Below are 26,967 nucleotides of genomic sequence, written 5' to 3'. Positions count from 1 at the left end.
AGCGGGCTATTCGGGCATTCTGTACCTAGCGCACGGGATGGCGCCAATCCGGATAGCCGAAATTCAAGGAACGCGGGGAAAGGCGCTCCGATGCCTAAGTCCAATCAAGAGTTCCCGGCTGCTGGTAGCGACCTTGGTGTCTGCGGATGCCGGCTTCGATGACACCGTTCTTGCCGCCCCGAGAGTTGCGGGTGTTGACTCCACAGGCTTCGGCGTACTCATAGATGTCGAAGTTGGGATCGGCATGACCCAGTACCTGAGCGGTTGCCCACATGACGTTCATACGCAGGATTTCGGTCTCGACTGACGAGAGCACGTCCTTGCTACGCTTGGACAAGCTGTCAGTATTCCTCTGATGACCAGCGCGATCCGCGCGGTATGGAGCGTCGGACCAGTCCTGCTGCCTGATCTCGGCAGCGAATTCTTGGGCCATGCGGCTAAGTGCCATGTTGTTCCTCCGATCGGAACGGGTGCAAGCCGTCCCCCTACAGGACGGCCAGAAGTCAACCTACCACCGCGATCATGCATGTCCAACCAACCAAATATGGCCTGCATCTAATTGAAATATTTTGCGCCCAATTTCCCTGGCCACGAACTCACGCCTTGATACAAGGCCAGAAGATCACTAATGCAGGCCTGGCGAATTCGCTCTTAGCGAAATCATATTTCATGAGATGGTTTCACTTATAGCCGTTTAAATGCTTTAAGGCCTTCTTGGTGATCCATTAGTCGCAGTCGAGAAGTGACTGACGAGGACTCTCTGTCGGTCCCGTCCGCAAGAATCGCCCCATCCGAACGGACGCTCGCAATATCGCCAGGCGAAGCAGCTACTTCTAACCAAGGGGATTCAGGGGGAACTTTGGTCGAGCTTGACCCGCGGCGGTTCTTCAGCGATACGCAGCGCCGGATCTTGTACCTCCAGGCCGAGGGGCTCTGTCAAAGGTGCGGGGCCGACCTGGACATGGGATGGCACGCGGACCATCGAATCCCCTGGGCCGACGGGGGCCCGACGACTATCGAAAATGGGCAGGCCCTGTGCTCAGCCTGCAACCTAGCCAAAGGACAAACCATGGCCTACGTCGACAGCTTCAGCCCTCGCCCGTTTCAGGGTGCTGTAAGCGAGGCAGTCATCGACGGCATCAGAACCGGTAGCCGTGATGTCACGATCGTCCTCGCATCCCCAGGTTCGGGGAAGACCCTGGCCTATCAGGCTCTGGCGACGCGCCTGATCCGGGAAGGCCTGATCGATGTAATGGCCGTCTTCGTCCCCCGGATCGCTTTGGCCCAGCAGTGCGAAACGGGATGGATGCACCGCAGCTCGGCCCCTGGCAGCGTCGCTGGTCTTGCCGGAATGTGCCTGCTTTTCAACCCAGCCAGACGGTTTGGCATGATCCGGCATCGGACCAACGAGAGTCCGCTGACCAACCCAAGCGAGCACGGCAGCGGCTTCGTCGCCACATACAGCGCACTGGCTATCAATGAATCCATCTTCCTGGAGTGGGCCAGGAAGTATCGGGGTCGGTTCTTACTTGTCGCCGACGAGGCTCAGTTCTGCGGTGCCGCCCGCAACCAGAACGAGGACGACAACGGCGGTACCAAGGCTGGTGCTCTGGTAACCCTGATGCATCAGCACGCCCGTCATACTCTCCTGCTCACAGGGACGGCGTACCGCGCAGACAACCAGCCGCTGATCCTTGCAGAATACGAAGAGCCCAACGCGCAGGGACGGCGTCCCCTCATCACACACGCGGCAGCCACCTACCCAGACGGCATCGCTGAAGGTTACCTGCGCACCTTCGAGATGAAACTCGTCAACGCCGCCGTGAAACGGCATACCGTCGGCGATCCATCCAAGCGGATGGCGGGCGAGCAGACCCTGCTGTACAACCTCTCAGACGACGCCGAAGACCTAGCAGAGGTGCTGAAGGAGCCGAAGGTATGGCAACCGCTGACCGACCACGTGGTTGCTGCCGTCAAAGACAAGCAGAAGTTCCACCCGGCCTACCGAGGTCTCATCTCTTGCATGGGGCAACCCGAAGCGCGGGCCGTAATGAGGTACTTGAAGGACCAGTACCCCGAATTGAAAGTAGGGCTTGCCGTATCCGCCGACGGCGCAGCGGCAGCTCAGGCCCTCCAGGAGTTCCGGTCCAGGCCGATGGACATCCTGGTAACGGTTCGCATGGCATTCATCGGGTACGACTGCCCGCAGATCACCGTGGTCGGCATGTTGACCCACTACCGTGACGCCGGTCATCTGATGCAGCTGGCGGGACGTGGACTGCGCGTATGGGACAAGATGCCCGCCCGCGAGCAATCATGCCGGATCATCGCCCCCGACGATCCCCGCATGCAGCAGTTCCTCGACGTACTACGCAACGAGCGAGAGGATGGTCTTCGGCAAATCAAAGAGCAAGAAGAGAGGGTCCGCGACGCGCCAGACCAGCAACAGCCGCTCTCCTACATCGCCTCAGCCGAGGCGACCACCGTCCGAGCAGCCAGCAACGACGTCGATATAGAGGCTGACGACCTGGTGCTCATCGAATACGCCAAGATCGCGGTTGACTCGGGCGAAGACGCCACCAAGCTCAAGAAGATTCTCGACCTCCTCGCCGTGAAGGCACTTGAGCGGCCAGACACCACCACATCCCCTCGAACAGAACCGGAGGTGACAGCCACCGTTCATGTCCCCAAGACGGAGAAGCAGCAGATCGAAGAGCTCAAGTCCCAAGCAGCAGCCGCAGTCACCAAGCACCTGTACAAGCTCGGCTTCCCCCCTGGATGCGATGGCTACGCCGAGGTTGCTATGAAGGTGACCGCAACGGTAAACACCGCGGCAGGCATCAAGGCGGCCGAAATCCGCACTGTGGCGCAGGCTGAGGCGAGGCTTCGTGCAGCTTTGAAACTGTGACCGAGGAGAACGCTGTGAACGTGCGCACCGAGAGCAACAGCCAGCTGACTGACGAACAACAGCGCGTCTATCGAGTCCGGCACACCCTCGAACGCGATGGAGGAACCCCTGCGGGACTTCTCTCCGGCTTGGCGTCGGTCGTTGCAGACGGCACCTGGAAGCAAGTCCCCAAGGGCAAGAACACCGAGGAGCCGTTCACCTCGTTCAAGGAGTTCGTCGAGGCCAAACCCCCATATGGCCTGGGCTATCCAGCCGCACATCTCCTCCAGATCCTCCATATCCCCCACCCTCATGAAGGCAATCCGCGAATGCGCGCGGAGATGGACAGCATGCGGGCCGAGGTCAGACGGCTACTCGCCGAGGACGGCGTCACCGGCTACACCGAGGACCAGCGCGATCGAGACATTCAAGCGTGGGCTGCCTTGGACCAAGCCGGCGGCTGGTGGCTCGGGTTCTTCATCGCTTGCCAAGTGGAGAGTGGACAGCGGAATGTAGGTGGCAAGAGGGACGCCACGCCTCCCGACCGAAACACTGCTCGTCCGACCAAGGTCTCGGCCAGCGAGTTCGCGCGCCGGGCCGGGACAACGTCCAAGCGCGTCTTGCGATACTACCGAGCGTGGGAAGCCGCAGCTGAGGCCGGTGCGGTCGGGCTCGGCACCGGGCAACTCTACCCTGGCCATCCGCCAATCGACTTCCCTCCAGCGGAAGACTGGAGCCTGTACTTTGGCGGCCGCGCAACCGGGACTTCCCACGATCGGCAACAAGCCATCTCCGACCAGGCCCTGGCGCAGGGGATCAAACCCACAATGGCTCTGGTAATCGCGGAGAACCCCACGGCGTTGCGAGCGGCGATTCTGGCGGACCCGAAGACGGCTCAGCAAGCGAAGGGCGCCCTGACTGCTCTAGCTCTCGAGGCGCGCAAAGCAGACCAGGTCGAGTACATCCGCAAGGCTGCCCAAGACGGCAACGCCAAGACACCAGCCGGGCAAGTCATCGAACTGCCCAACAACACCAAGGCCCAGGCTGCGGAACACCTCGCCGTGATTGAGAGCCCAGAAACCGATCATGACGCCATCAAAACGGCATACGAGTCCGTCCAAGCGCTGGTTGCCGTTGCTATCTGGGCTGATCCGGAGATCCAGACGCGCGAACAACGTACCAAGTTCCACAAAACTCTCAGCAACACCACGAAAAATCTGGAAAGCATCCATCCAGACGATCTGATCGCTGTCGCAGACGACGATCTGCGAGAACAGATCGCTAATCTTCAGAAGCAGGTAAATGAGCTAGCCAGCTTGATCATGGGATCGTAATCCCATACTGTTTCAAATTCGTCGAGGAGGATCGGACCTGCTAATTGGATCAGCCCAGCGACACAGCCCGGGGAGACATTCGGGGCCCCCTCGGCCCGCTGCCTATCCGTAGATCGCCGCTTGCTCGACACCGCTGGAGGCTGCTCTGCCCCTGGTGGCGAAACCGAACTCAGCACCTTTCAGCGTGGAACTATTTTAATCCGGGTTCGAATCCCTGGCGCCCCCACCCATCCGACCTGCAGCTTTACCCATCCCGGTAGTCGCCAGGTGACAGCGTGAGTCACCGTGGGACACATGTGAGTCACGCCCGGACCGGGTGCGGCGCTTTAGCGACACGAGCCGTCTTGCGTGCGGCGGTCAGCACGAGCTGAGCGGTCTTTCGGGCGCTGTCTGGGGAACCTCACACGAGATCGAGGATGGTCCGGCCCTTCACCAGGCTCGACCACTTCTGCAGCTGGGGCGGAGGCGAGGTCCGCCCACTCTGGCGCGATTCGACGTGCAGCGCTCCGAACATGACCAAGGAGATATTCAGCCACCTCAGCGGCGCGTTGGGAATCTCCACCTCCCCAGAAGACGTCCTGGCCTACATCGCAGCCGTGACCTCACATCCCGCTTTCACCCGCCGATTCCAGAAGCAGCTATGACAGCCAGGTGTGCGAGTCCCGCTCACCGCGGATTCCGACGTTGTGGAACCGCGCAGTGCCCATCGGACGCGAAATCCTCTGGCTCCACACATACGGCAGTCGCTTCGACGATCCTCAATGAGGACAGCGGTCCAGAGTTAGCCGAGGATCGAGACTCGGGAGGCCGCTCCAGATCAAGTCGGCCTCTGAAGTACCCCGCTGACACAAGTCCGGTAGCGCTCGGTGTGGTGGCGGGCCCGAGGGGAATTGGATCTGAGCGGAACTCGCTGGCCTTCAGAGCCTGGAGATCCGGGTGACGAGGTCGGCGACATCGGGGTGTTTTTTATGCGGTTCGAGCTGTCGTCGCAGTTCTCCAAGTCGGACTCGAACGCGGCGGGACGAACTGGTGCCAGCGGCTTCGACAGCGGTATAACCCACCGCAGCGGCACCTTCAAGATCGTGAGTGGCGAGGCGCGCTTCAGCGAGGGAGATGTTGTCGAGGGTTGCGTTTCGGGCTCCGCCGAATCCGCGCAGTTCGATGGCTTTGGTGAGTCGCCGGATGGCTTCGGGTGCGTGGGCGGGTGAGTGCTTGGACAGTTCGGCGTAGACAGCGCCGGTCAGGCTGAACAGTTCCGCTTCGGCCACGTGCCTGATTCTCCAGTCAGGGCCGCTTCGATCTTCAGCGAGGCCGGCGTGCTCTTCGGCCATGCCGACGGCCCGGTGGAGCTCTTGGGCGCGGCCGCTCTGCGCGAACGCCCAGGCTTTGATCGCGTACTGATTGGAGAGCTCGCCGGGGGTGAAGCCGCGGGTCTTGCCGATGCCCTGGGCGGCGTCGAGGTAGTCGAGTACCTGACGCGGGCGAGCGAGTTCGATGTTGTGTCCGGCCATGCGCACCACGGTGTGGCCGGCCAAAGCGTGGTTTCCGGAGGCTTTTGCTGCTTGGAAGGCGATGACGTAGTGCTGGGCGGCGTAGTCCTGGAGACCGAGGTCTCGGCACGCGTAGGCAGCCAGGCCCGCGACGTCGGCGAGCGCGTCAAGAAGGTCGTCTCGAATGGGCTGGTGAGAGGTCCGGTTGATGAGACTGGTCGCGTGTTCCAGGAGCCGGGCCACGCCGCGCTGGAGCTGGCCGCTGGCACCGTGCTCGTACACCCAGCCGCGGTACATCGCGGTGAGTCTGCGGACTTCCACGGCTTGCTCCGGGCCGATTCGGTCAGGTATCGCTGCTCGCAACACAGGCGGGAGACCGACCAGCGCGGCCCCTGCGGCGGTCATGCTGGCGAGCATCTCCCGGCGGTTCGTGGTGTCCTCCTCCGACTTGACGTCCGAAAGCAGAATCTCAGCGTAACCAGGGGTCCCCGGCATCTCGGGGGCAACGGTAGCGTCCGCCCGGCCGCCTGTCCGCATGGGCAGTAGATCGTCGACCGTACTGCCATAGACGAGCGCCAGCCGGGAAAGGTCGAGGTGCGACGGGGCCCGCGCTGATGTCGAGGAACGGCTGCCCGGGCCTTCCCACCGTTCCCAGTAACTGACCTGTTTGCCGGTCTTGGGCACGGGCGATGGCCACCGCATGTTGTACAGATCGGCGACCTGCTCCTGAGTGAGGCCGGTCGCGAGCCGCCATGCTATGCGGCTGTTGACGCCTAACAGGGTCGCGATCGCGTCGGCGATCTGGTGCGGGGCCGCGTCATTCGCCTGCATCGTCTGGCGTAGCTCGGCGACCTGTCGACGAACGCTCACCTTGCCAGAAGATGCACCCATGGCAAAGGCCCTCGCTCTCCTCGAGAGTCACTCCGACCGTACCCACTGTGCCGGGCCGCCGCATCCTCTGTGGCAGGTCTTGCGCTCAGCATGGGGTACTGACCGCCGGAACTCCCCAAATCTGAGGAGTTCCCCTCGGGTGTTCTCCCCGTCTGCGGGGGTCGCTCGCGAATCCCTCGTCGCTTTTGCTTGAGGAGCAGGCGGGAGGCCCGGCGTAGGGCTCCCGAGAAGCGACCGAGGAGCCCGCGTTGACGACCACCGCTCGTAGCCCGGCCGAGCCCGTCGGCCTATTGGACCCGCGCCGGGAGTGGACGCCGGTGATCGACCAGCATGCGTCCTGGCTGGCCGTGAACTCGATCCAGGGCTGCCCGAAGAGCTGTGACTACTGCTTCTTGAAGCAGCGAGGCCAGACTCGGGTTCGGCCGGTTCAGCTGCACACCCCTGCCGAGACCGTCCGGCTGCTGCTGGACTCCGGCCTGTACGGGCCGGACCGGACGGTGGCCCTATTCACCTGGACCGACGTGATGGCCGTGAGGGCTTCGCGGGACTACCTGGCCGAGCTCTTGGCCGAGTTCGTCGCGGCGGACCTCCCGAACGCGGTCGTCCTCATCACCAAATGCCGGGTACCCGCCGGCACCATCGAAGCGATCCGAGCCGTCCGGGCAGCGGGCCTGCGCGTCATCGTCTACCTCAGCTACTCAGGCATGGACGCCGATATCGAAGTCGGTGTCCGGCACGACCAGATCCGGGAGAACTTCCCCGCCTTGCACGCGGCTGCGATCCCGGTCGTGCACTACTGGCGGCCGGCGTTCCCCGCCTCGGCGACCATCGAGGTCATGACCCGAGTCCTGGACACCGCCGCCCGCTACTCCGTCTGCACCATGGCCGCCGGCCTGAAGGTCGAGCCCGAGGCTCTGGACCGGCTCGCTGTCCACTGGCCGGAACTTCTCACCACACCGGGGGTCATCGACGCCGAGTGCGTCTACCCCGCACCATTCTGGGAGTTCATCCACCGCACGACCGACCGGCACCCGGGCCACCCGGTGTTCCACACCAACGCGTGCGCCCTGGCCTACGTACTGGGCGAGGCCGACCGGTTCGGGATCTACGGCGGGCGGGTGTGCACCCAGCGCAATCGCTGTCCGAAGCCGCAGCGGACGGTCTGCGCGGCCCGCGCCGACATTGCACTCCCCAGCCCGGACGTCGTCTCCGTTGTGCTGGAACGGCGCGGCCTGGCCGACGTCTCCTTTGAGCTGGTGTCGGACCGGCGGGAGCTGCGCATCGAGGCGGCGGTCCCCAACCGGGTGGTGTCGGCGCTCACCCAGGACCTCGGGGTTCGTGTCGTCGTCGCTGGGCAGGGCTCGGACGCCTACTGGAGCAGCGGAACCGCCGGTGCGCGGCCGCTGGTCATCAAGGTGGCCGACTCATGATCGGCGACGAGGACCTGGCGGACATGGTGGACAGGACCCGGCGGCTCCGGCAGGGGTTCGCCGGGACCGCGCCACGAGCATGGGACCCCGCCACGGCGGGTGCTGAGCTGACGGTTCAGCTCGGCCATGTGGCGTTGTGCGTCGCCCGCCGCCGCGGCATGGACGTGTCAGCCTACGAGGATGCGGCCCGGCCGATCGGCGATCTCGGGGACGAACTCGCTGACGTGACCCTGGCCGCTCTCAGCATCAGCGTCCTGGCCGACGTGCCCCCTGCGCACATCGAGCTCTCGCGGACCGCCGCGTCCGAGTCGGAGATCGAGACTCTGCTGCTGTTGCTGGTGTGTGCCGGGCAGGCCGCCGAGGCCGGGCTGGTGACCGCTGGATACCGGCACCAGCCCACGGGGACCCCGGTCCTCCTCCCGCAGGCCAGCGCCGCGACCGTCACCGCCGCGGCGCAGTTCGCCGGACTACTCGGCTTGGACCTGCCAGCCGAGTTCCGGGCGATGTACGCCGACGCCAGCGGCTTCTTGACGAGCTACCGAGACGGTGATGCCCGATGACGTTGCTTCAGCACCAGCGGGACGGCGTAGTCCTCAAACTGATGAGCGGCTCCGCAAGCGCCCCGCGCATCCAGTGGGCTGAGGAATCCAGCACGCCCCACCTGAACCGATATGTCCAGCATCTTCGCGACGGCGGAGTGCGCCTGCCGGCCGAACTGCGGATCGTGGTCCATCCCTTGCGGCCTGCCATCCAGCACCAGTGGGTGCCCGGCGTCCCGGCCCTGGACCTCGCCGGGACGGACCCCGAGGCATTCCTCGCTGCGGTCCGGCAGATCGCGGCCTGGGCTACGGCCCTGAAGGTCACTCCGGCCAGACTCGACACCAACCTCGCGAACTTCATCTCCACGGGCAACGGGCTGGTCTGCATCGACGTCCTCCCACCGCTGCTGGCCGACCTGCGGCCCGCCGAGAACAACGACTGGGAGCGGCTGTTCGGCGCACTCTGCTACGACGTAGACATCACCCTGTGCGCGCTCGCCGGATATGCCGCCCGAACCCTCCTGGCCGCCGCAGCCGCGCTCTCTCCCGGCCAGATCGACGACCTGGCCGGGCTCTGCCCTGGACATCCAGACTCCGGCATGCTGCCCGTCCGCTGGTTCCATAATCGCCTCGACATGGCCGTGGCCGCGCTCTGCCAGCAGTTGCCCGCCGAGACCGTCCTGAGCGCCTTCGAGCTCTCCTCGGTCCTGCGGCTGAGGAACGCCGCGGTCCTCGAGCGGCAACCCCGCATCGACGCCGCACTGACCACTCTGAGCAGCCACACAAGCCGGATCAGGTCGTCATGACGATCGGGACCGAGGACCTGAGCCGATCTGCCGGAGACGTCGGCATCTCCCTCACCAGCCCGCAGCCCCTGCTTCCCGACCTGGCGGCCCACCTGGACGACTACCTGGCCGGCCCCATCGGCGAGCTGGACCTGCCCGGCTACCAGCTCAACCTGTGGACCCAACCCGATCAGTACCGCACCGCCACGGCCGCGTTCACCGAGAACGTCACCGGCCAGGTCTCACCTGTTCCCGGCGTCACCCTCACCGAGAGCCGCACGTCGGCAGGTACCCGGAGCTACACGGTGCGCCGCGACGACCTGGAACAGCGGCCCGGAGCGTGGGCGGTCTCCATCAACGGCACCACCATCGACCTGTACGTCAACGGCGCCGGAATGGCCCCGCGCTTCGCGGTGCGGATCATCCGCGAGGCGATGCTGCGGACCTATGAGAACGCGCACGGCATCGTCTTCCACGCCGCCGGGGTCGACCGGGCGGGGAGCGCCGTGATGATCTGCGGGCCCCGCAGCGCCGGCAAGACCAGCACCCTGACCGCCCTGCTTCGCGCACTCGGCGAGGACGGCGCGCTGCTGTCCAACGACCGGATGATCGTGCACGGAGACGGTCGGGTGGTGGCCGTCCCGCTGCCCGTCCCCCTCGCCCGCGGCACCATCGACGCCTTCCCCGAACTCCGTGCCGCCATTCCTACACCTGCCCGCACCGGTCTGCCCGACACCTTCGCCACGGCCGCCAAGACCACCCTGGCGGCCCGGCCCTTCGCCGCGGCGCTCGGATCATCTCTCACTGCCGGGTCACACCTGCAGACCCTGCTCGCCCCGCAGTTCAGCGACACCGCACAACCGCCCCGCATCCGACGTCTCACCGAAGCCGAAACTCTCGCTCTGCTCACCGAAGAATGTTTCACCCCGACCGACGAGTTCTGGCAGCCCTGGCTGGTCGAACGCACCACCAGCGACACCGCCCTGACCAGGCACGCCGCCCTCACGTGCGAACACCTCGCCGCCACCGTCCCCTGCCGCCAGCTGACCTTCGGGGTCCGCGGACAGATCACCGACCTGCACCGCGCCCTAGCCGACCTGACCGGAGCCCGCCCATGATCCCCCCGCACCGTCCCTGTACCGCCGTGGTTACCGCCGCCGGGCACGGCACCCGCTTCTACCCCTTCACGCGGTTCGTCCCCAAAGAGATGCTGCCCATTGGGTCCAAGCCCGCCCTCGGACATGTCATCGCCGAATGCCTCGCCGCCGGAGCCGACCACGTGTACGTGGTGACCCGGCCCGACGACCAGATTGTCCCCCGCTACACCGCCTGGCTCCACGATCAAGGTCTCGCCGTCCGAGCGGTGCCCGAGGACCTGTCCTGCGGATACGGCAACGCTGCGCCGCTGCTGACCGTGGCCGACGAGCTCACCGCCTGCGAAGAGTTTCTGGTGGCGTTCGGTGACGACGTCCTGCTCGGCGGAACTCCCGGAGCGGATCTGGCCGCGATGCGCGCCTTGACCGACGGCACCTCCGCCGACGCGACCATCGCGGCACAGCGCATCGACCGTGCCGACATCGGCTCGTTCGGCGTCGTCGACCTCGCCGAGCCCGGAGGGAACCGCGTCACCGGCATCCGGCAGCGCCCCGACCCCGCCTCGGTGGCCGAACCCCTCGCGGTGGTCTCCCGCCTGGTCCTGCGCCCCGCCGTCCTCGATCATTTGGTCGCCCGGCCCGAAGCGGCCGGAGAGATCGACCTCGGCGTCGCAGTCGGAGAACGGGCCCGTGTCGGCGATGTCCGTGTCCACCGCCTGGACTCTGTCTGGGTTACCGTCGGGGAGCCCCACCGCCGGGGCTTGAACACCCACGCCACCGGGAGGACCAGGTGCTCATCGACATCTACAACGACCGCAACCAGCACATCGGGCAGCAGGACAAAAAGATCGCGCACGAAGACGGGCTATGGCACCGCACGTTCTCATGCTTGGCCGTCAACCCCGTCCGGACCACTGTGCTGCTGCAGAAAAAGCAGCCCGGCCGGTATTCCTTCGACCGGCCGGACCAGGCCGACTTCACCGTCGGCGGCCACTACGAAGCGGGCGAGACTACCCCTGACGGCATCCGGGAGATCCGCGAGGAACTCGGCATCGACGTCCCCTACGCCGACCTCCAGCCGCTGGGGATCCGGCAGACCGCCGTGACGCTCGCCCCCGGCTGGCTGGAACGAGAGTTCCAGTACTGGCACCTGCTCCCGCTCGACCTCGATCTGGAACAGATCCCGCTGGACGACGCCGAGGTATCCGGGCTCGTCGAACTCGACCTCACCGCCGCGATCGACCTCGCCGACGGAACCCGGCCCGACGTGCCGGCCCGCTACCTGATCCGCGACGGCGCGAATCGCCGCTACACCGATGCCCCGCTGAGCCGGACCGACCTTATCCCTGGGTACCTGGAGAAGGACACCGACCAGCTCTACCTCCGCCTGTTCATCGCTGCCCACCGCTACCTCACCGGCGAACGAAGCCACCTGTTCTGGTAGCCGTCCCCGAAAGGAGCCAGCCCGACTGATGCCTGATCTCCCCGACCGGTCCATCGCCGTCGTCCTCGGCACCCGTCCCGAGATGATCAAGCTGTCGGTGCTGATCACCCTGCTCGGCGATGCGGCCCGTGTCATCCACACCGGCCAGCACTTCGACAACGAGCTCGCGTTCGGCCGCGGCCAAGCCCACCAGCGGCTGGATGTCGGCGGCCGACACCGCGGCGAGCAGATCGGCGACGCCACCTCCCAGCTCACCCGCGACTGGGGTGCCAACCCGCCAGCGGTGGTCATCGTGCAGGGCGACACCAACACCGCCCTCGCCGGGGCCATGGCCGCCAACGCCGTCGAGATCCCCCTCATCCACGTCGAAGCCGGCCTGCGCAGTCACGACCGGGCCATGCCCGAGGAACACAACCGGATTCTCATCGACCACCTCGCCGACGTGTGCTGCGCCGCCACTCCCGGCAACGTCACCAACCTCTGGGCCGAGGGCATCCCCGAACGCCGGATCATCCTCACCGGCAACCCCATCGTCGAAGCCGTCCACCTCACCACCAGGGACCACGCCTCCGCCCACCGGGTGACCGCGCCCCTCACCGGACGGCGCTTCGTCCTGGCCACCGTGCACCGCCCCGAGAACACCGACGACCCCGTCAGGCTTCGCCGGCTACTGGAAGCTCTGGGCACGCTCGACCTGCCGGTCCTGCTGCCGCTGCACCCTCGAACCCGACAGCGCGTACGCCAGTTCGGCCTCGGGTACCTCCTCGAGCGACTGCACGTGACCGGGCCACTCACATATCGGGCCTTCCTTGCGATCGCCGAGCAAGCGACCCTGCTGATCTCCGACTCCGGCGGGCTCCAAGAAGAGTCCAGCATCCTGGGATTGCCGCTCCTGGTCGTACGGCGATCCACCGAGCGTCCCGAAGCCCTCAGCCCACGATGCCTCCTCGTGCCCGATCCGGGACACCTGGCCCAGCACGCCGAGGAACTGATCACGAACTCTCTGACGGAAGCACCCGTCACCTGTCCGTTCGGCGATGGGCGAGCCTCCGCCCGAATCGCCGACTTGAGTGAGCTCATCGGCCACCATTCGACAGCGGTAAACCCACCGCAGCGGCACCTTCAAGATCGTGGGTGGCCACCTACAGCAGCCTACGTGCGTAAACGTGGGTTCCTGACGGGGTCTGAGGGTTATTTTGGCTGATCCGGCAGCGGCTCCGCTGAGTCAGCGGATTGCGGTCAGTTCGATTCCGGTGACCAGGTCGGCGCCGATCGCGATCACGTAGTCCATGTCACGAGCGATCCATGGCCGCAGCCGCTGCTGGTAGTGGGCGATGGCGGCGGGCTCGCGGATGAGGTAGGCGGTGCCGGTGACGATGACGCTCCATCCCAGGTGGGTGACGGGGTCGAGGTTGTCGGCTTCATAGGCGACCACGACGCCACGCTCGGCGGCGGCGGAGACGATCGCGGCGCCCAGGTGGCTGCGGATGATCACGGTGTGGCCGTCGAGCAGGTGGTTGACCGGGCGGATTTCCGGCAGGGCGTTGCGGGTGAACACGATCCGGCCGAGAGAGATGCTGCCCAGCCGGTCGAGGGCCTCCTCGCGGGACAGGTCGCGGATCTGCCGTGCGGCGGTGGTCATCGCGGGCTGTCCGCGGCGGCGTCGTCGTTGGTGATCGCCTCGACGGCGGTCCCGGTGAGGAGCTCGGGGTGGATCCAGGCGACCAGGTCGCAGGGCTGGCCGTTCCACTGGTGCAGGCGGGGGGTGAGCTGGTCGAGTTCACCGCTGCTTTGGATGAGGGCGACGCGGCCGGTCAGGGTGATGCTCCAGCCGAGCTGGGTGGCCGGGTCGATCCGGTCGGTCTGGTAGACCACATGGGATAAGCCGGGCCGGACCAGCACAGATGCCAGTTCGGCGTCGTAGGCCGCGCCGATGACCAGGCGACCGTCGGTGAGGGTGTGGGTGACCAAGCGGATGGCGGGCACCGCCCGGGAGACGAACACGATCCGCCCCAGCCGGACGACCTCCAGGAGCCGCAGCGCTTCCTCGCGTGGCAGGTGCCTGGTCAATCGGGATGCTGGGTCGGTGCGGGACGTCATGACCGCCACTGTCCCGCAGCGGTCGACCTCGCTAGTAGAGACCAAAGTCCCTAGTTGCGATCTTTACCGGTGGCTAGGTTCGATGGGGAATGCGGGCCGGGCCGGTCATGTTGGGGCGGGCATGACAACAATCGGACTCATCGGTAGCGGCAAGATCGGCAGCACGGTGGCCAGGCTGGCGGTGGCCGCGGGGTACGACGTCGTCCTCAGCAACTCGCGGGGACCCGAGACCCTGCGAGAGCTCGTCGACGAGCTCGGACCGCACGCGCGGGCGGCGACCCCTGCGGAAGCCGGCGAGGCGGGCGACCTCGTGGTCGTCACGATCCCGCTGGGCAAATATCGCGAGGTCCCGGTCGCGCCGCTCGCCGGCAAGGTCGTCGTCGATACGAACAACTACTATCCGGACCGCGATGGGCACTTCGCCCCGCTGGATGACGAGTCGACGACCACCAGCGAGCTCCTGCAGGAGCATCTGCCCACGTCGAAGGTGATCAAGGGCTTCAACAACATCTACTTCGAACACCTGCTGGCCCTGGCCCGCCCGGCCGGCTCGCCCGAGCGCAGCGCGCTGGCGATCGCCGGCGACGACGCCGAGGCGAAGCGCGCGGTGATCGAGTTCTTCGACGCGATCGGCTACGACACCGTCGATGCCGGCCCGCTGGCCGAAGGCTGGCGCTACCAGCGCGACACCGCCGCCTACGCCCCCGTGTACGCGAGCAAGGGCCCGGAAGGCTGGAGCAAGCCGGTCCAGGTCACCAAGGACACCCTGAAGGCGGCCCTGGCCTCGTCCCGCCGTTACGCCGAAATGGGCGCCGACTGACCCTCATTCCGGGGAAGGGCCGCCGGGCTTCTTCTTGCTCGGGCAGGCCTTGGGTTTCGGCGCCGGTTTGGCGTTCGCCGCCGACACCTGGACAACGAAAGTGCCCCCAGACTGGGTGTGACCAGTCCGGGGGCACTCGTCGGCGACTAGTGTGGCGTCGCCTTTTCAGCTCCGACGCCGGTGAGCGAACGGACCTCGATCTCGGCGAACTTCGCGTCGTTGGATTCCTTGCTGAGGATCGTCCCCAGCCAGCCGGCCAGGAAGCCCAGCGGGATGGAGATGATGCCGGGGTTCGACAGCGGGAACCAGGCGAAGTCCGCGTCCGGGAACATGGCGGAGGCCGAGCCGGACACCACCGGGGAGAAGACGACCAGGAAGATCGCGGAGACCAGGCCGACGTAGATCGCCGAGACGGCGCCGGCCGTGTTGAAGCGTTTCCAGAACAGGCTGTAGAGGATCGCGGGCAGGTTGCCGGAGGCCGCCACCGCGAAGGCCAGGGCGACCAGGAAGGCCACGTTCAGGCCCTGGGCGAGGATGCCCAGGCCGATGGCGACCGCGCCGATGACGAAGGCGGAGATCCTGGCGACCATGACCTCTTCCCGCTCGGTGGCCTTGCCGCGCCGGAACACGTGGGCGTACAGGTCGTGGGCGAAGCTGGAGGAGGAGGCCAGGGTGAGACCGGCCACCACCGCCAGGATGGTGGCGAACGCGACCGCCGCGATCACCGCCAGCAGGATGGTGCCGCCGACCTCGCCGAAGATCAGGTTGCCGACCGCCTTGGCGAGCTGTGGTGCGGCGGTATTGCCCGCCGCGTTCTGCTCGGAGATGGTCTTGCTTCCGACGAGGGCCGCGGCGCCGAAGCCGAGCACGAGCGTGAGCAGGTAGAAGGTGCCGATGATGCCGATGCCCCAGAGAACCGACTTTCGGGCGTCCCTGGCGGTGGGGACCGTGTAGAAGCGGATCAGGATGTGCGGCAGGCCCGCCGTGCCGAGCACGAGTGCCAGGCCGAGGCTGATCAGGTCGATCTTTCCGGCCAGGCCCTGGGCCTCGGTGCCGTACTTGAGGCCGGGTTCGAGGAAGGCCGCGCCCTTGCCGCTCTGGGTGGCGGCGTCGCCGAGCAGGCCGGACAGGCTGAAGCCGTAGTGGCCGAGCACGAGCAGGGTGACCAGCGTCGCGCCGCCCATGAGCAGGACGGCCTTGACGATCTGGACCCAGGTGGTGCCCTTCATGCCGCCCACGACCACGTAGACGATCATGAGGATGCCGACGCCGACGATGGTCAGGGCCTTGCCGTTGGACGAGGTGACGCCGAGCAGCAGGGTGACCAGGGCGCCCGCGCCGACCATCTGGGCGAGCAGGTAGACGATGCTCACGGTGATCGTGGAGACCCCGGCGGCGGTCCGCACCGGCCGGGGGCTCATCCGGAAGGCGAGCACGTCGGCCATGGTGAACTTGCCGGAGTTGCGCATCAGCTCGGCGACCAGCAGCAGGGCCACCAGCCAGGCGACCAGGAAGCCGATCGAGTAGAGGAAGCCGTCGTAGCCGGACAGCGCGATGATGCCCGCGATGCCCAGGAAGCTGGCGGCCGACATGTAGTCGCCGCCGATGGCCAGGCCGTTCTGCACGCCGCTGAACTGGCGCCCGCCCGCGTAGTAGTCGGCAGCGGTCTTGGTGTTGCGGCTGGCCCAGAAGGTGATGGCCAGGGTGCCGACCACGAAGAGCAGGAACAGGATCGTGGAGAGCGTGGTCTCGCTCATGCCTTGACCTCCTTTTCCCCGCTGGGAGCGCCCTCGATCTCATGGCGGAGCTCGTCGGCCAGCGGGTCGAGCTTGGCGAGCGAGTGGCGGTTGTACGCCCAGGCGATCAGGAAGGTCGACACGAACTGGAGCAACCCGAAGATCAGCGCGACGTTGATGTTGCCGAACAGCTTGGTGCCCATGAAGTCCCGGGCGAAGCCCGAGAGCACCACGTAGAGCAGGTACCAGGCGAGGAAGGCCACCGTCATCGGGAACGCCCACGACCGGTAGCGGCGTTTCAGTTCCTGGAACCGTTCGGAGCCTCCGATCTCCTCATATACCGACGAATCATGATGTTGCGTCGTCACGATGCCTCCTGTGATCTGGATCACCCACAAAGTAGGAGGGGACGGTACCCGGCGAGGAGAGGCGTGGGCTCGTTCTTCGCCGAGCCGCCGCCACGTGGCGCTCAGCTGGGTCTGGGTTGCGCCGAATGGTCCGCTATGCGCGACGAACGGTTCCGAAAATTATCGGGGCAAAACGGACGCGTGGGAGGTCAGGTTGAGCGGGGGCGCCAGTCGCCCCGATCGACGTCGAGGGTCTCCGGGGTGTGCAGCCGGACCATGGTCCTGGCCACGTTCCGGGGCACCCGCGCGGGGGTGAGCAGCGAGACGACGATCATGACGGTGAACGAGATGGGCACCGACCAGGCGGCCGGCTGGGCCAGCAGCGCGCCCGCCCAGCCGTCGTGCGGGCCCGCGATGATCGTCGCCATCACGGCGGCGCAGGCCATGCCGCCGCCGGCCAGCAGCCCCGCGACCGCGCCGGTGGTGGTCAGCCGCCGCCACCAGATGCCCAGCACCAGCAGCGGGCAGAACGAGGACGCGGCCACGGCGAACGCCAGGCCCACGACGTCGGCGACCGGGAGGGCGCGTGCCGTACCGGCCAGGGCGAAGGGCACGAGCACGGCGAGCACGGTGGCGACCCGGAAGGAGCGCACGCCGTCCTTGAATTTGAGCATGTCCTGGCCGACGACGCCCGCGACGGAGACGGTCAAGCCTGAGGAGGTGGACAGGAAGGCCGCGAACGCGCCGCCGCTGACCAGCGCGGTGAGCAGGTCCCCCGCCACACCGGGGACCAGATGGCTGGGCAGGGTGAGCACGATCGCGTCCGGCCGGTCGATGCTGGGCAGATAAATTCTGCCCAGATATCCGTAGATGGCGGGCATCAGGTAGAACGCCCCGAGAAGAGAAAGCACCACCAGCGTGGTCCTGCGGGCCGCCCGCCCATCCGGATTCGTGTAGAACCGCACGAGCACATGCGGCAGCCCCATCGTCCCCAGAAATGTCGCCAATATCAGCGAATATGTCGAATAAACGGGATACTCGCGGCCGTGCAGGGGCAGCGCCCAGGGATCCGACGGCTCAAGCCCCGGCGAGCCGTTCACTCTCCAGGCGATCAGCATGAACACCAGCGGCACAGCCAGCGCGGTCAGCTTCAGCCAGTACTGGAAGGCCTGCACGAACGTGATCGACCGCATCCCGCCGGACAGCACGTTGACCGCCACGACCACCGCCACCAGCAGCCCGCCCGCCCAGGTGGGCGCCCCCGTGATGGTACGGAACACCAGCCCCGCGCTCTGGAACTGCGGCATCAGATACAGCCACCCGATCAGCACCACCAGCACGCTGGACACCCGCCGCACGGCCATCGACTCCAGCCGCGCCTCGGCGAAATCCGGCAGTGTGTACGCCCCTGACCGGCGCAGCGGAGCCGACACCAGCACCAGCAGCACCAGATAGCCGCCCGTCCACCCGACCGGCAGCCACAACATGTCCGCGCCGAAGGTGAGGATCAGCCCCGCGATGCCCAGGAACGACGCGGCCGAGAGATACTCCCCGCCGATCGCGGAGGCGTTCCAGAGCGGCGTCACCGTCCGCGACGCCACGTAGAAGTCGGACGTCGTCCGCGACACCCGGATCCCGAACGCCCCGATCAGCACCGCCGCCAGCACGACCAGGACGATCGCGATGACGGAACTCACTCGCGTTCCACCAGCTCGGCGAAGTGGCGCTCGTTGCGTTCCGCGTGGCGTACGTAGAGCCAGGCGCCGACCACGAAAGCCGGATATATCAGCCCAGCGAGGATCACCCAGGGCAGTGGCAGCCCGGCGAGTTCCACCGCGCGCAGGTCCGGGACCAGCAGGAACAGCAGTGGCAGCCCGCCGATGACGCAGGCCAGGACGGTGCAGACGAACAGGGCGAGCCGGAGCTGGGTGCGGATCAGGGAGCGCATGTAGACCTCGCCGAGGCGGGTCTGCTCGTCGATCTCCCGGGTCACCGGGTAGCTCGGCCTGCGGGCGGCGGCCGTACGCGGGCTGGTGACGACGACGCGGCGGGGTTTGGCGCTCATTCGGATTTGGCCTTGCGGGCTCGGCGTACGAGCAGGTCGCGCAGTTCGCGGGTGTGGCGGCGGCTGACCGGGATCTCGGTGTCGCCGATCCTGACCACGCACTTGCCGGAGTCGATGTGCAGCTCGTCGATGTGCCGGACCGCGACCAGGTGGCTGCGGTGCACCCGCAGGAACCCGGCGGACGCCCAGCGTTCCTCCAGCGCGGCGAGCGGGATCCGGACCAGGTGGCTGCCGGTCGCGGTGTGCAGCCGGGCGTAGTCGCCGCGCGCCTCGACGTACCGGACCTCGTTGCTGGTCACGAACCGCGTCACACCACCGAGTTCGACCGGGATCGTGTCGGCCTCATGTTCCACGCGTTCGCCCACAACCCCCGTGCTCCCCGCACAGACCCGGCGAATCGCCTCGGCCAGCCGATCGGGCCGCACCGGCTTGAGCAGATAGTCCTCAGCCTTCAACTCGAACGCGTCCACCGCGTGGTCCTCGTAGGCGGTGACGAACACGACCTTCGGCGGCCGCGAGAACTGGGTCAGCAACCGCCCGAGCACGACCCCATCGAGCCCGCGCATCCGGATGTCGAGGAAGACCGCGTCCACCGGCCGCCCGTCGGCCATGGCCCGATCCAGCAGTTTCAGCGCCGCCGCACCGTCCCTGGCCGTCAGCACATCACCGATCCGCGGATCGGCCCGGAGCAGATACGCCAGATCCTCCAGCGCCGGCTGCTCATCATCGACCGCCATGACCCGCAGCCCGGTCACGTCACGCTCCTTTACATTGGCCGCGCCTCCGGCACGGCGGGCTTGGCCGCCTTCAGCCTGCGTCTTCCCTCGTCACTCCGGGCCGCTTCGCGACCCTGCGTTCCTCAGTCCAGACACAGGCGCGGCCAAGCCAGGACATACGACCTACGGTGCGGAGGTTGCCCGCATGGGCCAGGCCGAGCGGATCCCATGGATACGTCTGGTCAAGGGTGATAAAGGGGGCATCGGAAGTCAACGGGCGGTGCCGGATCGTTAGCGGGCGCTGACGCCGGGGCGGTATTTGGGGAGGCGGATGCTGACCTTGGTGCCGGCGCCCTCGCCGGTTTCGACGACCAAGCCGTATTCGTCGCCGTAGACCTGGCGGAGGCGTTCGTCGACGTTGGCCAGGCCGACGCCGGTGGCGCGGTCTTCGCCGGACAGGACGCGGCGGAGGCGTTCGGGGTCCATGCCGAGGCCGTCGTCCTCGACGGTGATGCCGCATTCGGCGCCGGCGTCCTCGGCGATGATCGTGATCCGGCCGACGCCGGGTTTGCTCTCCAGGCCGTGGCGTACGGCGTTCTCGACCAGCGGCTGGAGGCACAGGAAGGGGACGGCGACGGCGAGGACTTCGGGGGCGATGCGGAGGGTGACCTGGAGCTGGTCGCCGAAGCGGGCGCGTTCGAGGGTGAGGTAGCGGTCGATGGAGTGCAGTTCCTCCGACAGGGTGGTGAAGTCGCCGTGGCGGCGGAAGGAGTAGCGGGTGAAGTCGGCGAAGTCGATCAGGAGTTCGCGGGCGCGTTCGGGGTCGGTGCGGACGAAGGAGGCGATCGTGGTGAGGGAGTTGTAGATGAAGTGGGGGGAGATCTGGGCGCGCAGGGCGCGGACCTCGGCTTCGATGAGCATGGTGCGGGAGCGGTCGAGTTCGGCGAGTTCGAGCTGGGAGTCGACCCAGCGGGCGACTTCCTGGACTGCGCGGACTAAACCGGCGGAGGCGTGGTCGCCGTAGGCGGCGAGGGATCCCACAACGCGGTCGTCGGTGGTGAGGGGGACGACGATGGCGTGGCGGATCGGGCATTCGGGGAGGTCGCAGTCGAGCTGCAGGACCTGGGTACGGCCGTCCTTGAGGGTGTCGATGGCGTGCTCGAAGGCGTCGCGGGCGTGGTGGTCGCCGGTGCCGTCGTAGACCAGGAGCTCTTCGGCGTTGGTGACGGCGATGGCCTGGGTGCCGAGGAGCTGGCGCAGGTGGCGGGAGGCTTTGAGCACGCCGGCCTGGCTGAGCCCGGCGCGGAGCATGGGGGCGGCCAGGGAGGCGGTGTGCAGGGTTTCGAAGGTGGCGCGTTCGGCCGGGCCGCTGCCCAATTCGCGGCGTCCGCGCAGGATCCGCCACAGCACGATGGCCGGAACGCCGACCAGCGCGACCAGGACCAGCACGGCCACCAGGGGTTCCACGTCGCGGAGCCTACCCGCGCGCCCGACATTTCCGAAACATCACAACAACGTCGCCGCCCACCGGTGGGCGGGCGGCGACGTTGTCCAGGCGGGAGGCCGTGGCGTGTGGATGTGCCATCAACCACGGCGGCTCCCGAGAGCGTCCCCCTCAGGCCGGATGTGACGAGGGGAACGGGCTGCGTTCCCTCCTCAGGCCGGGGATGAAGCCACGGCGGCCTCCTTAGCGGCGGGAACCGGCTCTTCGGTCGCGGGGGCGTGCTCGTCCAGGAGGGTCGTCTCGTCGAACGGGTCTCGTCCGGAGAGGACCTCCACCGCGCGGGCGCGGTCGAACTCTCCCGTCCAGCTGCCGACCAGAACGGTGGCCACCGCGTTGCCCGCGAAGTTGGTCAGGGCGCGGGCCTCCGACATGAAGCGATCGATGCCGACGATCAGGCCGACTCCGTCGACCAGTTCGGGGCGGTGGGACTGGAGGCCGCTGGCGAGGGTCGCCAGGCCCGCGCCGGTCACCCCGGCCGCGCCCTTCGACGCGATCATCATGAAGACCAGCAGGGACAGCTGCTCGCCCAGCGCGAGGGGGGCGCCGGTCGCGCTGGCCACGAACAGGGTGGCCATGGTCAGGTAGATCGCCGTGCCGTCCAGGTTGAAGGAGTAGCCCGTCGGCACCGTGATGCCGACGACCGGGCGGCTGACGCCGAGGTGCTCCATCTTGGCGATCAGTCTGGGCAGGGCCGACTCGGACGAGGAGGTGGAGAGGATGAGCAGGAATTCGCGGCGGAGGTAGCTGAACAGGGTGAGCACGTTGATCCGGGCCACCAGCTGGAGCAGCGGGCCCAGGACGAGGAAGACGAAGAGCAGGCAGGTCGCGTAGAAGCTGAGCATGATGACGCCGAGGCTGGTGAGCGCGTCCACACCGGTCGCGCCGACCACCGCCGCGATCGCGCCGAAGGCGCCCACCGGGGCGGCCCACATGATCATGGCGAGGATGCGGAAGACGAGCCGCTGGATGTGCCCGATGCCGGTGAGGATCGGCGCCGCCCGCTCCCCCATGGCCTGGAGGGCGAAACCGGCGAACAGGGCGACCAGCAGGGTCTGCAGGACCGATCCCTCGGTGAACGCGGACACGAGGGTGGTCGGGATGACGCCGAGCAGGAACGCCGTGGTGTCCGATTCGCCGCCCTTGGCGGCCTCGTCGGCGGCGGCCTGGCGGAGTTCGTCGGTCAGCTGGAGCCCGTGGCCCGGATCGACGACGTTGCCCACGATCAGGCCGATGGCGAGCGCGACCGTGGACATGGCCAGGAAGTAGCCGAGCGCCAGGCCGCCGACCCTGCCGACCTTCGCGGCCTTGGCCACCGAGCCGACGCCGAGCACGATGGTGCAGAAGATGATCGGGCTGATCATCATCTTGATCAGCGCCACGAAGGCGGTGCCCAGGGGCTTGAGCTGTTTGCCCAGGTCCGGGGCGATGAAGCCGACCGCGATCCCAGCTAAGACCGCGATAATGACGGCGAGGTAAAGGTAGCGGGTCCGGTCCCGGGGGGCCTGCGGGATTTCCGTTGGCGTGGACATGGCGCTCACTCCCAGTTCGGGATGGGGGATGTCGGTGGAGCGACTATGCGCCGGGGCGGTGATCTGGGTCACCATTGCGTACATTTCGTTCATCACCGAACTGACTGTGAGGAAGTGAGAGCGCATGCGGCAGTGGAGTCTGGCGAGGCAGATGCTCGCGCTCCAGATCGTCGTCGTGGTGGTGACCGTGGCGGCCGGCACGGTGATGGCGTTCTTCCAGGCCCGCGATCTGGTCGCCACCGACGCCACGGCGGTGACCAGGGCGGTGGCGGTGAGCGTGGCCGGGTCGCCGTCCGTGCTCGCCGCGCTCGGCTCCGCATACCCGACGGCCACCCTCCAGCCGTACGCGGAGAAGGTTCGCCTGGAGACCAAAGTGGACTTCATCACGATCATGAGCCCGGACGGCATCCGGTTCACCCACCCCAGGCCGGGCGAGATCGGCAAGCGCTATCTGGGCACCATCGCTCCCGCGCTCGCCGGGCAGACGGTCAGCGAGACCTACACCGGCACCCTCGGTCCCTCCATCCGGACGATCACACCGGTGCGGGACGCCGCGGGGAGAGTGCAGGCCCTGGTCAGCGCCGGTATCACGGTCGAGAAGATCAGTGGGATGCTGCGGGACCAGGTGGAGACGGCGGGGCTCGCCGCGCTGCTCGGGCTCGGCGCGGGGACGGCGGGCACCTACCTCGTGGGGCGGCGGCTCCGCCGCCACACGCATGGCTTGGGGACGTCGGAATTGGGCCGGATGTACGACTACCACGAGGCGATCCTGCACGCGGTCCGCGAAGGGCTGCTCCTGGTGGACGGCGCGGGGACGCTCACGCTGTGCAACGACGGCGCACGCGCGCTGCTCGGCCTGCCCGAGGACGCCGAAGGCAGCCCGGTCACCGGTCTCGGGCTGCCGCCGTCGCTGACCGAGCTGCTCGCGTCCGGCGAGAACCGCAGCGACGAGCTCCACCTGACCGAGGACCGGGTGCTGGTGGTCAGCACCTCCGTGGTGCGGTCGGGGACACGCTCGCTCGGTACGGTTGTCACCCTCCGCGACCACACCGAGCTCCAAGCGGTCACCGGGCAGCTCGACGCCGAACGCGGCTTCGCCGACGCGCTCCGCTCGGCGGCCCACGAATCGGCCAACCGGCTACATACCGTGATCACTCTCGTCGAGCTTGGCAAACCCTCGCAGGCCGTCGCGTTCGCCACCGAAGAGCTCAGAGCCGCGCAGGAGCTCACCGACCTGGTGGTGGCCACCGTACGGGAGCCGGTGCTGGCGGCGCTGCTGCTCGGCAAGTCGGCGCAGGCGGGCGAGCGCGGCGTCGAGCTGTGCATCAGCCCGGAGAGCGAGCTCGACGACGTCGGGCTGGACACGCGCGACCTGGTGGCCATCCTCGGCAACCTGATCGACAACGCGGTGGACGCGGCCATGTCCGGCACGCCGCCCGCGCGGGTGGAGGTGAGCCTGAAAGCGACGGGACAGGTCTGCGAGATCCGGGTCGCGGACAGCGGTCCCGGGCTTGATCCGTCCGCCGTGGCCGAGGCGTACCAGCGGGGCTGGACCACCAAGGGCAGCGGCCGCGGGCTCGGCCTCTCGCTGGTCGCCCAGGCCGTGCGCCGCCTGGGCGGCACGATCGAGGTGACCGCAGGACCGGGCGCGATCTTCACGGTACGGCTGCCGCTCCCCGAGGAGAGCCTGACATGATCTCCGTCCTGGTCGTGGAGGATGAGGAGATCACGGCGGAGGCGAACCGCGTCTACGTGGAACGGGTGCCGGGATTCCAGGTCGCCGGGGTGGTCCGCTCGGGCGGGGAGGCGCTGCGGTTCCTGCGGCGGCAGCCCGTCGACCTGATCCTGCTCGATCTCTACCTGCCCGACATGCACGGGCTCGAGGTATGCCGCGCCGTCCGGGGCGCCGGCATCCTCTGCGACGTCATGGTGATCACCTCGGCCCGCGATTTGTCGGTCGTGCGCTCCGCGGTGTCGGTGGGCGTGGCCCAGTACCTGCTCAAGCCGTTCACGTTCGCCGCGCTGGCCGAGAAGCTCCGGCAGTACGCGCGGTTCCGCTCCTCCGTGGACGCCTCCGGCACGGCGAGCGGCCAGGGCGAGGTCGACGACGCGCTCGCCGCGTTGCGTGGTCCCGTCCGCTCCCATCTGCCGAAAGGGTTGACTCAGCCGACGCTGGAGGCGGTGGTCGCCGAACTCAGGAAGGCCGCCGAGGGCCTGTCGGCGCAGACGGTCGCCACCTCGCTCGGGGTGTCGAGAGTGACCGCCCGGCGCTACCTGGAGCACCTGATCGCGACCGGCATCGCCCGCCGGGTGCCCCAGTACGGGAGCGTCGGACGACCCGAGCTGCTGTACCGCCTCAGCTCAGGTTAGAACGTCACGGGCGCCAGGCAGGCGCGGATCCTCTCCGCGTACGACTCGATTTCGGCGTCGTCGGCGTATTTCATGCGGGGCCAGAAGAAGCCGCGCAGGCCGTCCTTCGGGTTGCGCGGCACGATGTGAACGTGCAGGTGGGGGACGCTCTGGCTGATGCGGTTGTTCATGGCGACGAAGGAACCGCGGGCTTCGACGCCTGTTTCCACCGCGCCGGTCAGGGTCTGCACGCGGAGGAAGAACGGGCCGACCAGGTCGCCGGGGAGGTCGGTCAGGGTTTCGACGTGCTGGCGGGGAACCACGAGAACGTGGCCTTTGAAGACCGGGCGGGTGTCGAGGAACGCCGCTACCGAATCATCCCTGAAGACGATATATCCGGGTTTGTCGCCGTTGGCGATGGCGCAGAACAAACAATCGGTCACCAGCCGACCTTAGCCGCTCCTGACAGCAGCGATCGGGCGATGACCAGCCGCTGCACGTCGTTGGTGCCCTCGCCGATGGCCATCAGCGGCGCGTCCCGGTAGAGGCGCTCGACGACGAACTCCTGGGAGTAGCCGTAGCCGCCGTGCACGCGCATCGCCTCCATGGTCGCCTTCAGCGCGACCTCGGACGCGAAGTACTTGGCCATCGCCGCCTCGCTGGTGACCGGACCGGCCGCCGACCGGGTCGCCGCCCAGTAGGTCATCAGCCGGGCCGCCTGGATCTCGGTCGCCATGTCGGCCAGCTTGAGCTGGATCGCCTGGAAATCCGCGATCGGCTGCCCGAACGCGTGCCGCTCCTTGGCGTATCCGAGCGCGGCGTCGTACGCGCACTGCGCCACCCCCACCGCCCGCGCCGCGATGTTGATCCGCCCGAGCTCCAGCGCGGACAGCACCTGCTGCATGCCCCGCCCTTCGGTTCCCCCGAGCAGCCGCGACACGGGCACGCGCGCGCCGTCCAGCACGACCTCGCAGGTCTCCGTCCCCTTGTAGCCGAGTTTGGGCAGATCCCGGCTGACCGTGAGCTGCTCCCGGTCGACGAGCAGGACCGACATGCCCCGATGGGCGGGCTCCTCGATCGAGGTCTTGACCAGCACGGGGAGCGGGTCGGCGTGCCGGGCGTTGGTGATCCAGGTCTTGGTGCCCGACACGACGTAATGGGAACCCTCCCGGACGGCTCGCGTGGCGATTCCCTGCAGGTCGGTGCCCGCGCCGGGCTCCGTCAACGCGATTCCGGTACGCCGTGCGCCCACCGCCAGCTCGGGCAGGAATTCGTGTTTCTGCGCCTCGGTGCCGTACCGGGCGATCATCCAGGTGGCGAGGGTGTGCGAGCCGAGCACGCCCGCCACGCCCATCCAGCCGCGGGCGATCTCCTCGAAGACCAGGGCGAAGGAGACCCGGTCCAGGTCGAGGCCGCCGTACTCCTCGGGGACCGTGATGCCGAACAGGCCGAGCTCCGCGAAGCGGGAGATGATCTCGGCGGGGTAGCGGCCGGTTCGCTCCCATTCCGGGGCGACCGGAATGACCTCCTTGTCGACGAATGCGCGCAGAGTGCGCTGGAACAGTCGCTGATCGTCATCGAGCTCGAAGTCCATGAGACCCATGGTCCGCGACACGTTCACGGCGGCGAAACCCACGGGTAACAGTTGAAAGTTTCAGCACAGGAAAAAACCGCCAGCGGGACCATGCCGGTAAAAGACCAGCCCGGAGTGCGCCCCTCACGGAGGCCGGACCCGGCGGCGTGAATGTTCGGCAACGATCGATTGACATCACCGAGGCGCTCCCGACAATTCTATGTGGGAGCGCTCCCATCTTATCAAGGCCAGCTGGACCTCGATCCGCATTGGTTCGAACAGGTTTTTCGTGTCCGATGCACCCCGACGTACTTTGGAGAACCCTCACTAATGC

25 protein-coding genes and 2 pseudogenes are annotated in these 26,967 nt (G+C 67.4%); 14 read left to right on the top strand and 13 right to left on the bottom strand.

From position 1 onward, the window contains the following. Nucleotides 1-94: 94 nt before the first annotated feature. Entirely contained in the window at nucleotides 95-448 is a 354-nt protein-coding gene (locus Amac_RS23110; RefSeq protein WP_155356470.1) for a hypothetical protein, read from the bottom strand. A gap of 294 nt (nucleotides 449-742) precedes the next feature. Between Amac_RS23110 and Amac_RS57990 the strand changes: the two are divergent. From Amac_RS57990 to Amac_RS53775, 4 genes and pseudogenes are all read left to right on the top strand, one after another. Further along, nucleotides 743-1,054, top strand: a pseudogene (locus Amac_RS57990) (HNH endonuclease); the annotation flags it as partial. 15 nt (nucleotides 1,055-1,069) lie between these two features. After that, nucleotides 1,070-2,908: a DEAD/DEAH box helicase gene (locus Amac_RS23105; RefSeq protein WP_246268594.1), complete on the top strand. Its 1,839-nt coding sequence runs from the start codon at nucleotides 1,070-1,072 to the stop codon at nucleotides 2,906-2,908. A 14-nt stretch (nucleotides 2,909-2,922) separates the two neighbouring features. Continuing rightward, complete coding sequence (locus Amac_RS23100) at nucleotides 2,923-4,221, top strand: hypothetical protein (protein WP_155356468.1); 1,299 nt, start codon at nucleotides 2,923-2,925, stop codon at nucleotides 4,219-4,221. Between the two features lie 416 nt (nucleotides 4,222-4,637). Further along, nucleotides 4,638-4,865: a type ISP restriction/modification enzyme gene (locus Amac_RS53775; protein ID WP_170322601.1), complete on the top strand. Its 228-nt coding sequence runs from the start codon at nucleotides 4,638-4,640 to the stop codon at nucleotides 4,863-4,865. A 273-nt stretch (nucleotides 4,866-5,138) separates the two neighbouring features. Here the strand turns inward: Amac_RS53775 and Amac_RS23095 are convergent, their stop codons facing one another. Beyond that, on the bottom strand, nucleotides 5,139-6,581 hold the full coding sequence (locus Amac_RS23095; protein ID WP_155356467.1) for an NsdA family TPR-like regulatory protein: 1,443 nt from the start codon (nucleotides 6,579-6,581) through the stop codon (nucleotides 5,139-5,141). Nucleotides 6,582-6,850: 269 nt separating this feature from the next. Here Amac_RS23095 and Amac_RS23090 point away from each other — a divergent pair, with 269 nt between their 5' ends. The 7 genes and pseudogenes from Amac_RS23090 (at nucleotide 6,851) to wecB (ending at nucleotide 13,098) form a co-directional block, all read left to right on the top strand. After that, nucleotides 6,851-8,032 carry a hypothetical protein gene (locus Amac_RS23090; RefSeq protein ID WP_155356466.1) on the top strand — a complete coding sequence of 394 codons (1,182 nt, stop codon included), beginning with the start codon at nucleotides 6,851-6,853 and terminating at the stop codon, nucleotides 8,030-8,032. Beyond that, nucleotides 8,029-8,592, top strand: a complete 564-nt coding sequence (locus Amac_RS23085; RefSeq protein ID WP_155356465.1) for a hypothetical protein — start codon at nucleotides 8,029-8,031, stop codon at nucleotides 8,590-8,592. Before Amac_RS23090 ends, Amac_RS23085 begins: the two co-directional genes overlap by 4 nt. After that, complete coding sequence (locus Amac_RS23080) at nucleotides 8,589-9,377, top strand: hypothetical protein (RefSeq protein ID WP_155356464.1); 789 nt, start codon at nucleotides 8,589-8,591, stop codon at nucleotides 9,375-9,377. The genes Amac_RS23085 and Amac_RS23080 overlap by 4 nt, the downstream gene beginning before the upstream one ends. Then, the gene (locus Amac_RS23075; RefSeq protein ID WP_155356463.1) at nucleotides 9,374-10,474 is read left to right on the top strand and encodes a hypothetical protein; all 1,101 of its coding nucleotides are present in this window, start codon (nucleotides 9,374-9,376) and stop codon (nucleotides 10,472-10,474) included. Before Amac_RS23080 ends, Amac_RS23075 begins: the two co-directional genes overlap by 4 nt. Continuing rightward, a pseudogene (locus tag Amac_RS57985) lies at nucleotides 10,471-11,181 on the top strand (sugar phosphate nucleotidyltransferase); the annotation flags it as partial. The gene Amac_RS23075 and the pseudogene Amac_RS57985, both read left to right, overlap by 4 nt. A gap of 59 nt (nucleotides 11,182-11,240) precedes the next feature. Then, nucleotides 11,241-11,894 carry an NUDIX hydrolase gene (locus tag Amac_RS56325; RefSeq protein ID WP_155356462.1) on the top strand — a complete coding sequence of 218 codons (654 nt, stop codon included), beginning with the start codon at nucleotides 11,241-11,243 and terminating at the stop codon, nucleotides 11,892-11,894. Between the two features lie 28 nt (nucleotides 11,895-11,922). Next, nucleotides 11,923-13,098, top strand: a complete 1,176-nt coding sequence (gene wecB / locus Amac_RS23060; RefSeq protein ID WP_218041233.1) for a non-hydrolyzing UDP-N-acetylglucosamine 2-epimerase — start codon at nucleotides 11,923-11,925, stop codon at nucleotides 13,096-13,098. 21 nt (nucleotides 13,099-13,119) lie between these two features. On the opposite strand, the gene Amac_RS23055 is transcribed toward wecB, so the two are convergent. Continuing rightward, on the bottom strand, nucleotides 13,120-13,536 hold the full coding sequence (locus tag Amac_RS23055; protein ID WP_155356461.1) for a pyridoxamine 5'-phosphate oxidase family protein: 417 nt from the start codon (nucleotides 13,534-13,536) through the stop codon (nucleotides 13,120-13,122). Beyond that, entirely contained in the window at nucleotides 13,533-13,994 is a 462-nt protein-coding gene (locus tag Amac_RS23050; protein WP_155356460.1) for a pyridoxamine 5'-phosphate oxidase family protein, read from the bottom strand. The genes Amac_RS23055 and Amac_RS23050 overlap by 4 nt, the downstream gene beginning before the upstream one ends. Before the next feature lie 121 nt (nucleotides 13,995-14,115). Here Amac_RS23050 and Amac_RS23045 point away from each other — a divergent pair, with 121 nt between their 5' ends. Next, a complete protein-coding gene (locus Amac_RS23045) occupies nucleotides 14,116-14,814 on the top strand; it encodes an NADPH-dependent F420 reductase (protein WP_155356459.1) in 699 nt (232 codons plus the stop codon). A 146-nt stretch (nucleotides 14,815-14,960) separates the two neighbouring features. Here the strand turns inward: Amac_RS23045 and Amac_RS23040 are convergent, their stop codons facing one another. From Amac_RS23040 to Amac_RS23010, 7 genes are all read right to left on the bottom strand, one after another. Further along, nucleotides 14,961-16,571, bottom strand: a complete 1,611-nt coding sequence (locus Amac_RS23040; RefSeq protein WP_155356458.1) for a monocarboxylic acid transporter — start codon at nucleotides 16,569-16,571, stop codon at nucleotides 14,961-14,963. Then, complete coding sequence (locus tag Amac_RS23035) at nucleotides 16,568-16,918, bottom strand: DUF485 domain-containing protein (RefSeq protein ID WP_155356457.1); 351 nt, start codon at nucleotides 16,916-16,918, stop codon at nucleotides 16,568-16,570. The genes Amac_RS23040 and Amac_RS23035 overlap by 4 nt, the downstream gene beginning before the upstream one ends. Nucleotides 16,919-17,106: 188 nt before the next feature. After that, nucleotides 17,107-18,594, bottom strand: a complete 1,488-nt coding sequence (locus Amac_RS23030) for a sodium/solute symporter (protein ID WP_155356456.1) — start codon at nucleotides 18,592-18,594, stop codon at nucleotides 17,107-17,109. Further along, nucleotides 18,591-18,962 carry a DUF485 domain-containing protein gene (locus Amac_RS23025; protein WP_155356455.1) on the bottom strand — a complete coding sequence of 124 codons (372 nt, stop codon included), beginning with the start codon at nucleotides 18,960-18,962 and terminating at the stop codon, nucleotides 18,591-18,593. Before Amac_RS23025 ends, Amac_RS23030 begins: the two co-directional genes overlap by 4 nt. Continuing rightward, nucleotides 18,959-19,717, bottom strand: coding sequence for a LytR/AlgR family response regulator transcription factor (locus Amac_RS23020; RefSeq protein WP_218041232.1), 759 nt, complete (start codon nucleotides 19,715-19,717; stop codon nucleotides 18,959-18,961). The genes Amac_RS23025 and Amac_RS23020 overlap by 4 nt, the downstream gene beginning before the upstream one ends. A 252-nt stretch (nucleotides 19,718-19,969) precedes the next feature. Next, nucleotides 19,970-21,145: a sensor histidine kinase gene (locus Amac_RS23015; RefSeq protein ID WP_174900214.1), complete on the bottom strand. Its 1,176-nt coding sequence runs from the start codon at nucleotides 21,143-21,145 to the stop codon at nucleotides 19,970-19,972. A gap of 189 nt (nucleotides 21,146-21,334) precedes the next feature. Next, entirely contained in the window at nucleotides 21,335-22,804 is a 1,470-nt protein-coding gene (locus Amac_RS23010; RefSeq protein WP_246268599.1) for a cation:dicarboxylate symporter family transporter, read from the bottom strand. Nucleotides 22,805-22,835: 31 nt separating this feature from the next. Here Amac_RS23010 and Amac_RS23005 point away from each other — a divergent pair, with 31 nt between their 5' ends. Continuing rightward, nucleotides 22,836-24,407 (top strand): sensor histidine kinase, encoded by a 1,572-nt coding sequence (locus tag Amac_RS23005; protein ID WP_155356454.1) that lies wholly within the window; start codon nucleotides 22,836-22,838, stop codon nucleotides 24,405-24,407. Continuing rightward, nucleotides 24,404-25,081: a response regulator gene (locus tag Amac_RS23000; protein WP_155356453.1), complete on the top strand. Its 678-nt coding sequence runs from the start codon at nucleotides 24,404-24,406 to the stop codon at nucleotides 25,079-25,081. The genes Amac_RS23005 and Amac_RS23000 overlap by 4 nt, the downstream gene beginning before the upstream one ends. Here the strand turns inward: Amac_RS23000 and Amac_RS22995 are convergent. Next, nucleotides 25,078-25,503 carry an HIT family protein gene (locus Amac_RS22995; RefSeq protein ID WP_155356452.1) on the bottom strand — a complete coding sequence of 142 codons (426 nt, stop codon included), beginning with the start codon at nucleotides 25,501-25,503 and terminating at the stop codon, nucleotides 25,078-25,080. The genes Amac_RS23000 and Amac_RS22995 overlap by 4 nt on opposite strands. Continuing rightward, the gene (locus Amac_RS22990; RefSeq protein WP_155356451.1) at nucleotides 25,500-26,654 is read right to left on the bottom strand and encodes an acyl-CoA dehydrogenase family protein; all 1,155 of its coding nucleotides are present in this window, start codon (nucleotides 26,652-26,654) and stop codon (nucleotides 25,500-25,502) included. Before Amac_RS22990 ends, Amac_RS22995 begins: the two co-directional genes overlap by 4 nt. Nucleotides 26,655-26,967 lie beyond the last annotated feature (313 nt).

This window comes from Acrocarpospora macrocephala (assembly GCF_009687865.1).
Classification (GTDB): domain Bacteria; phylum Actinomycetota; class Actinomycetes; order Streptosporangiales; family Streptosporangiaceae; genus Acrocarpospora; species Acrocarpospora macrocephala.
This window is presented reverse-complemented; position numbering and strand designations above follow the sequence as displayed.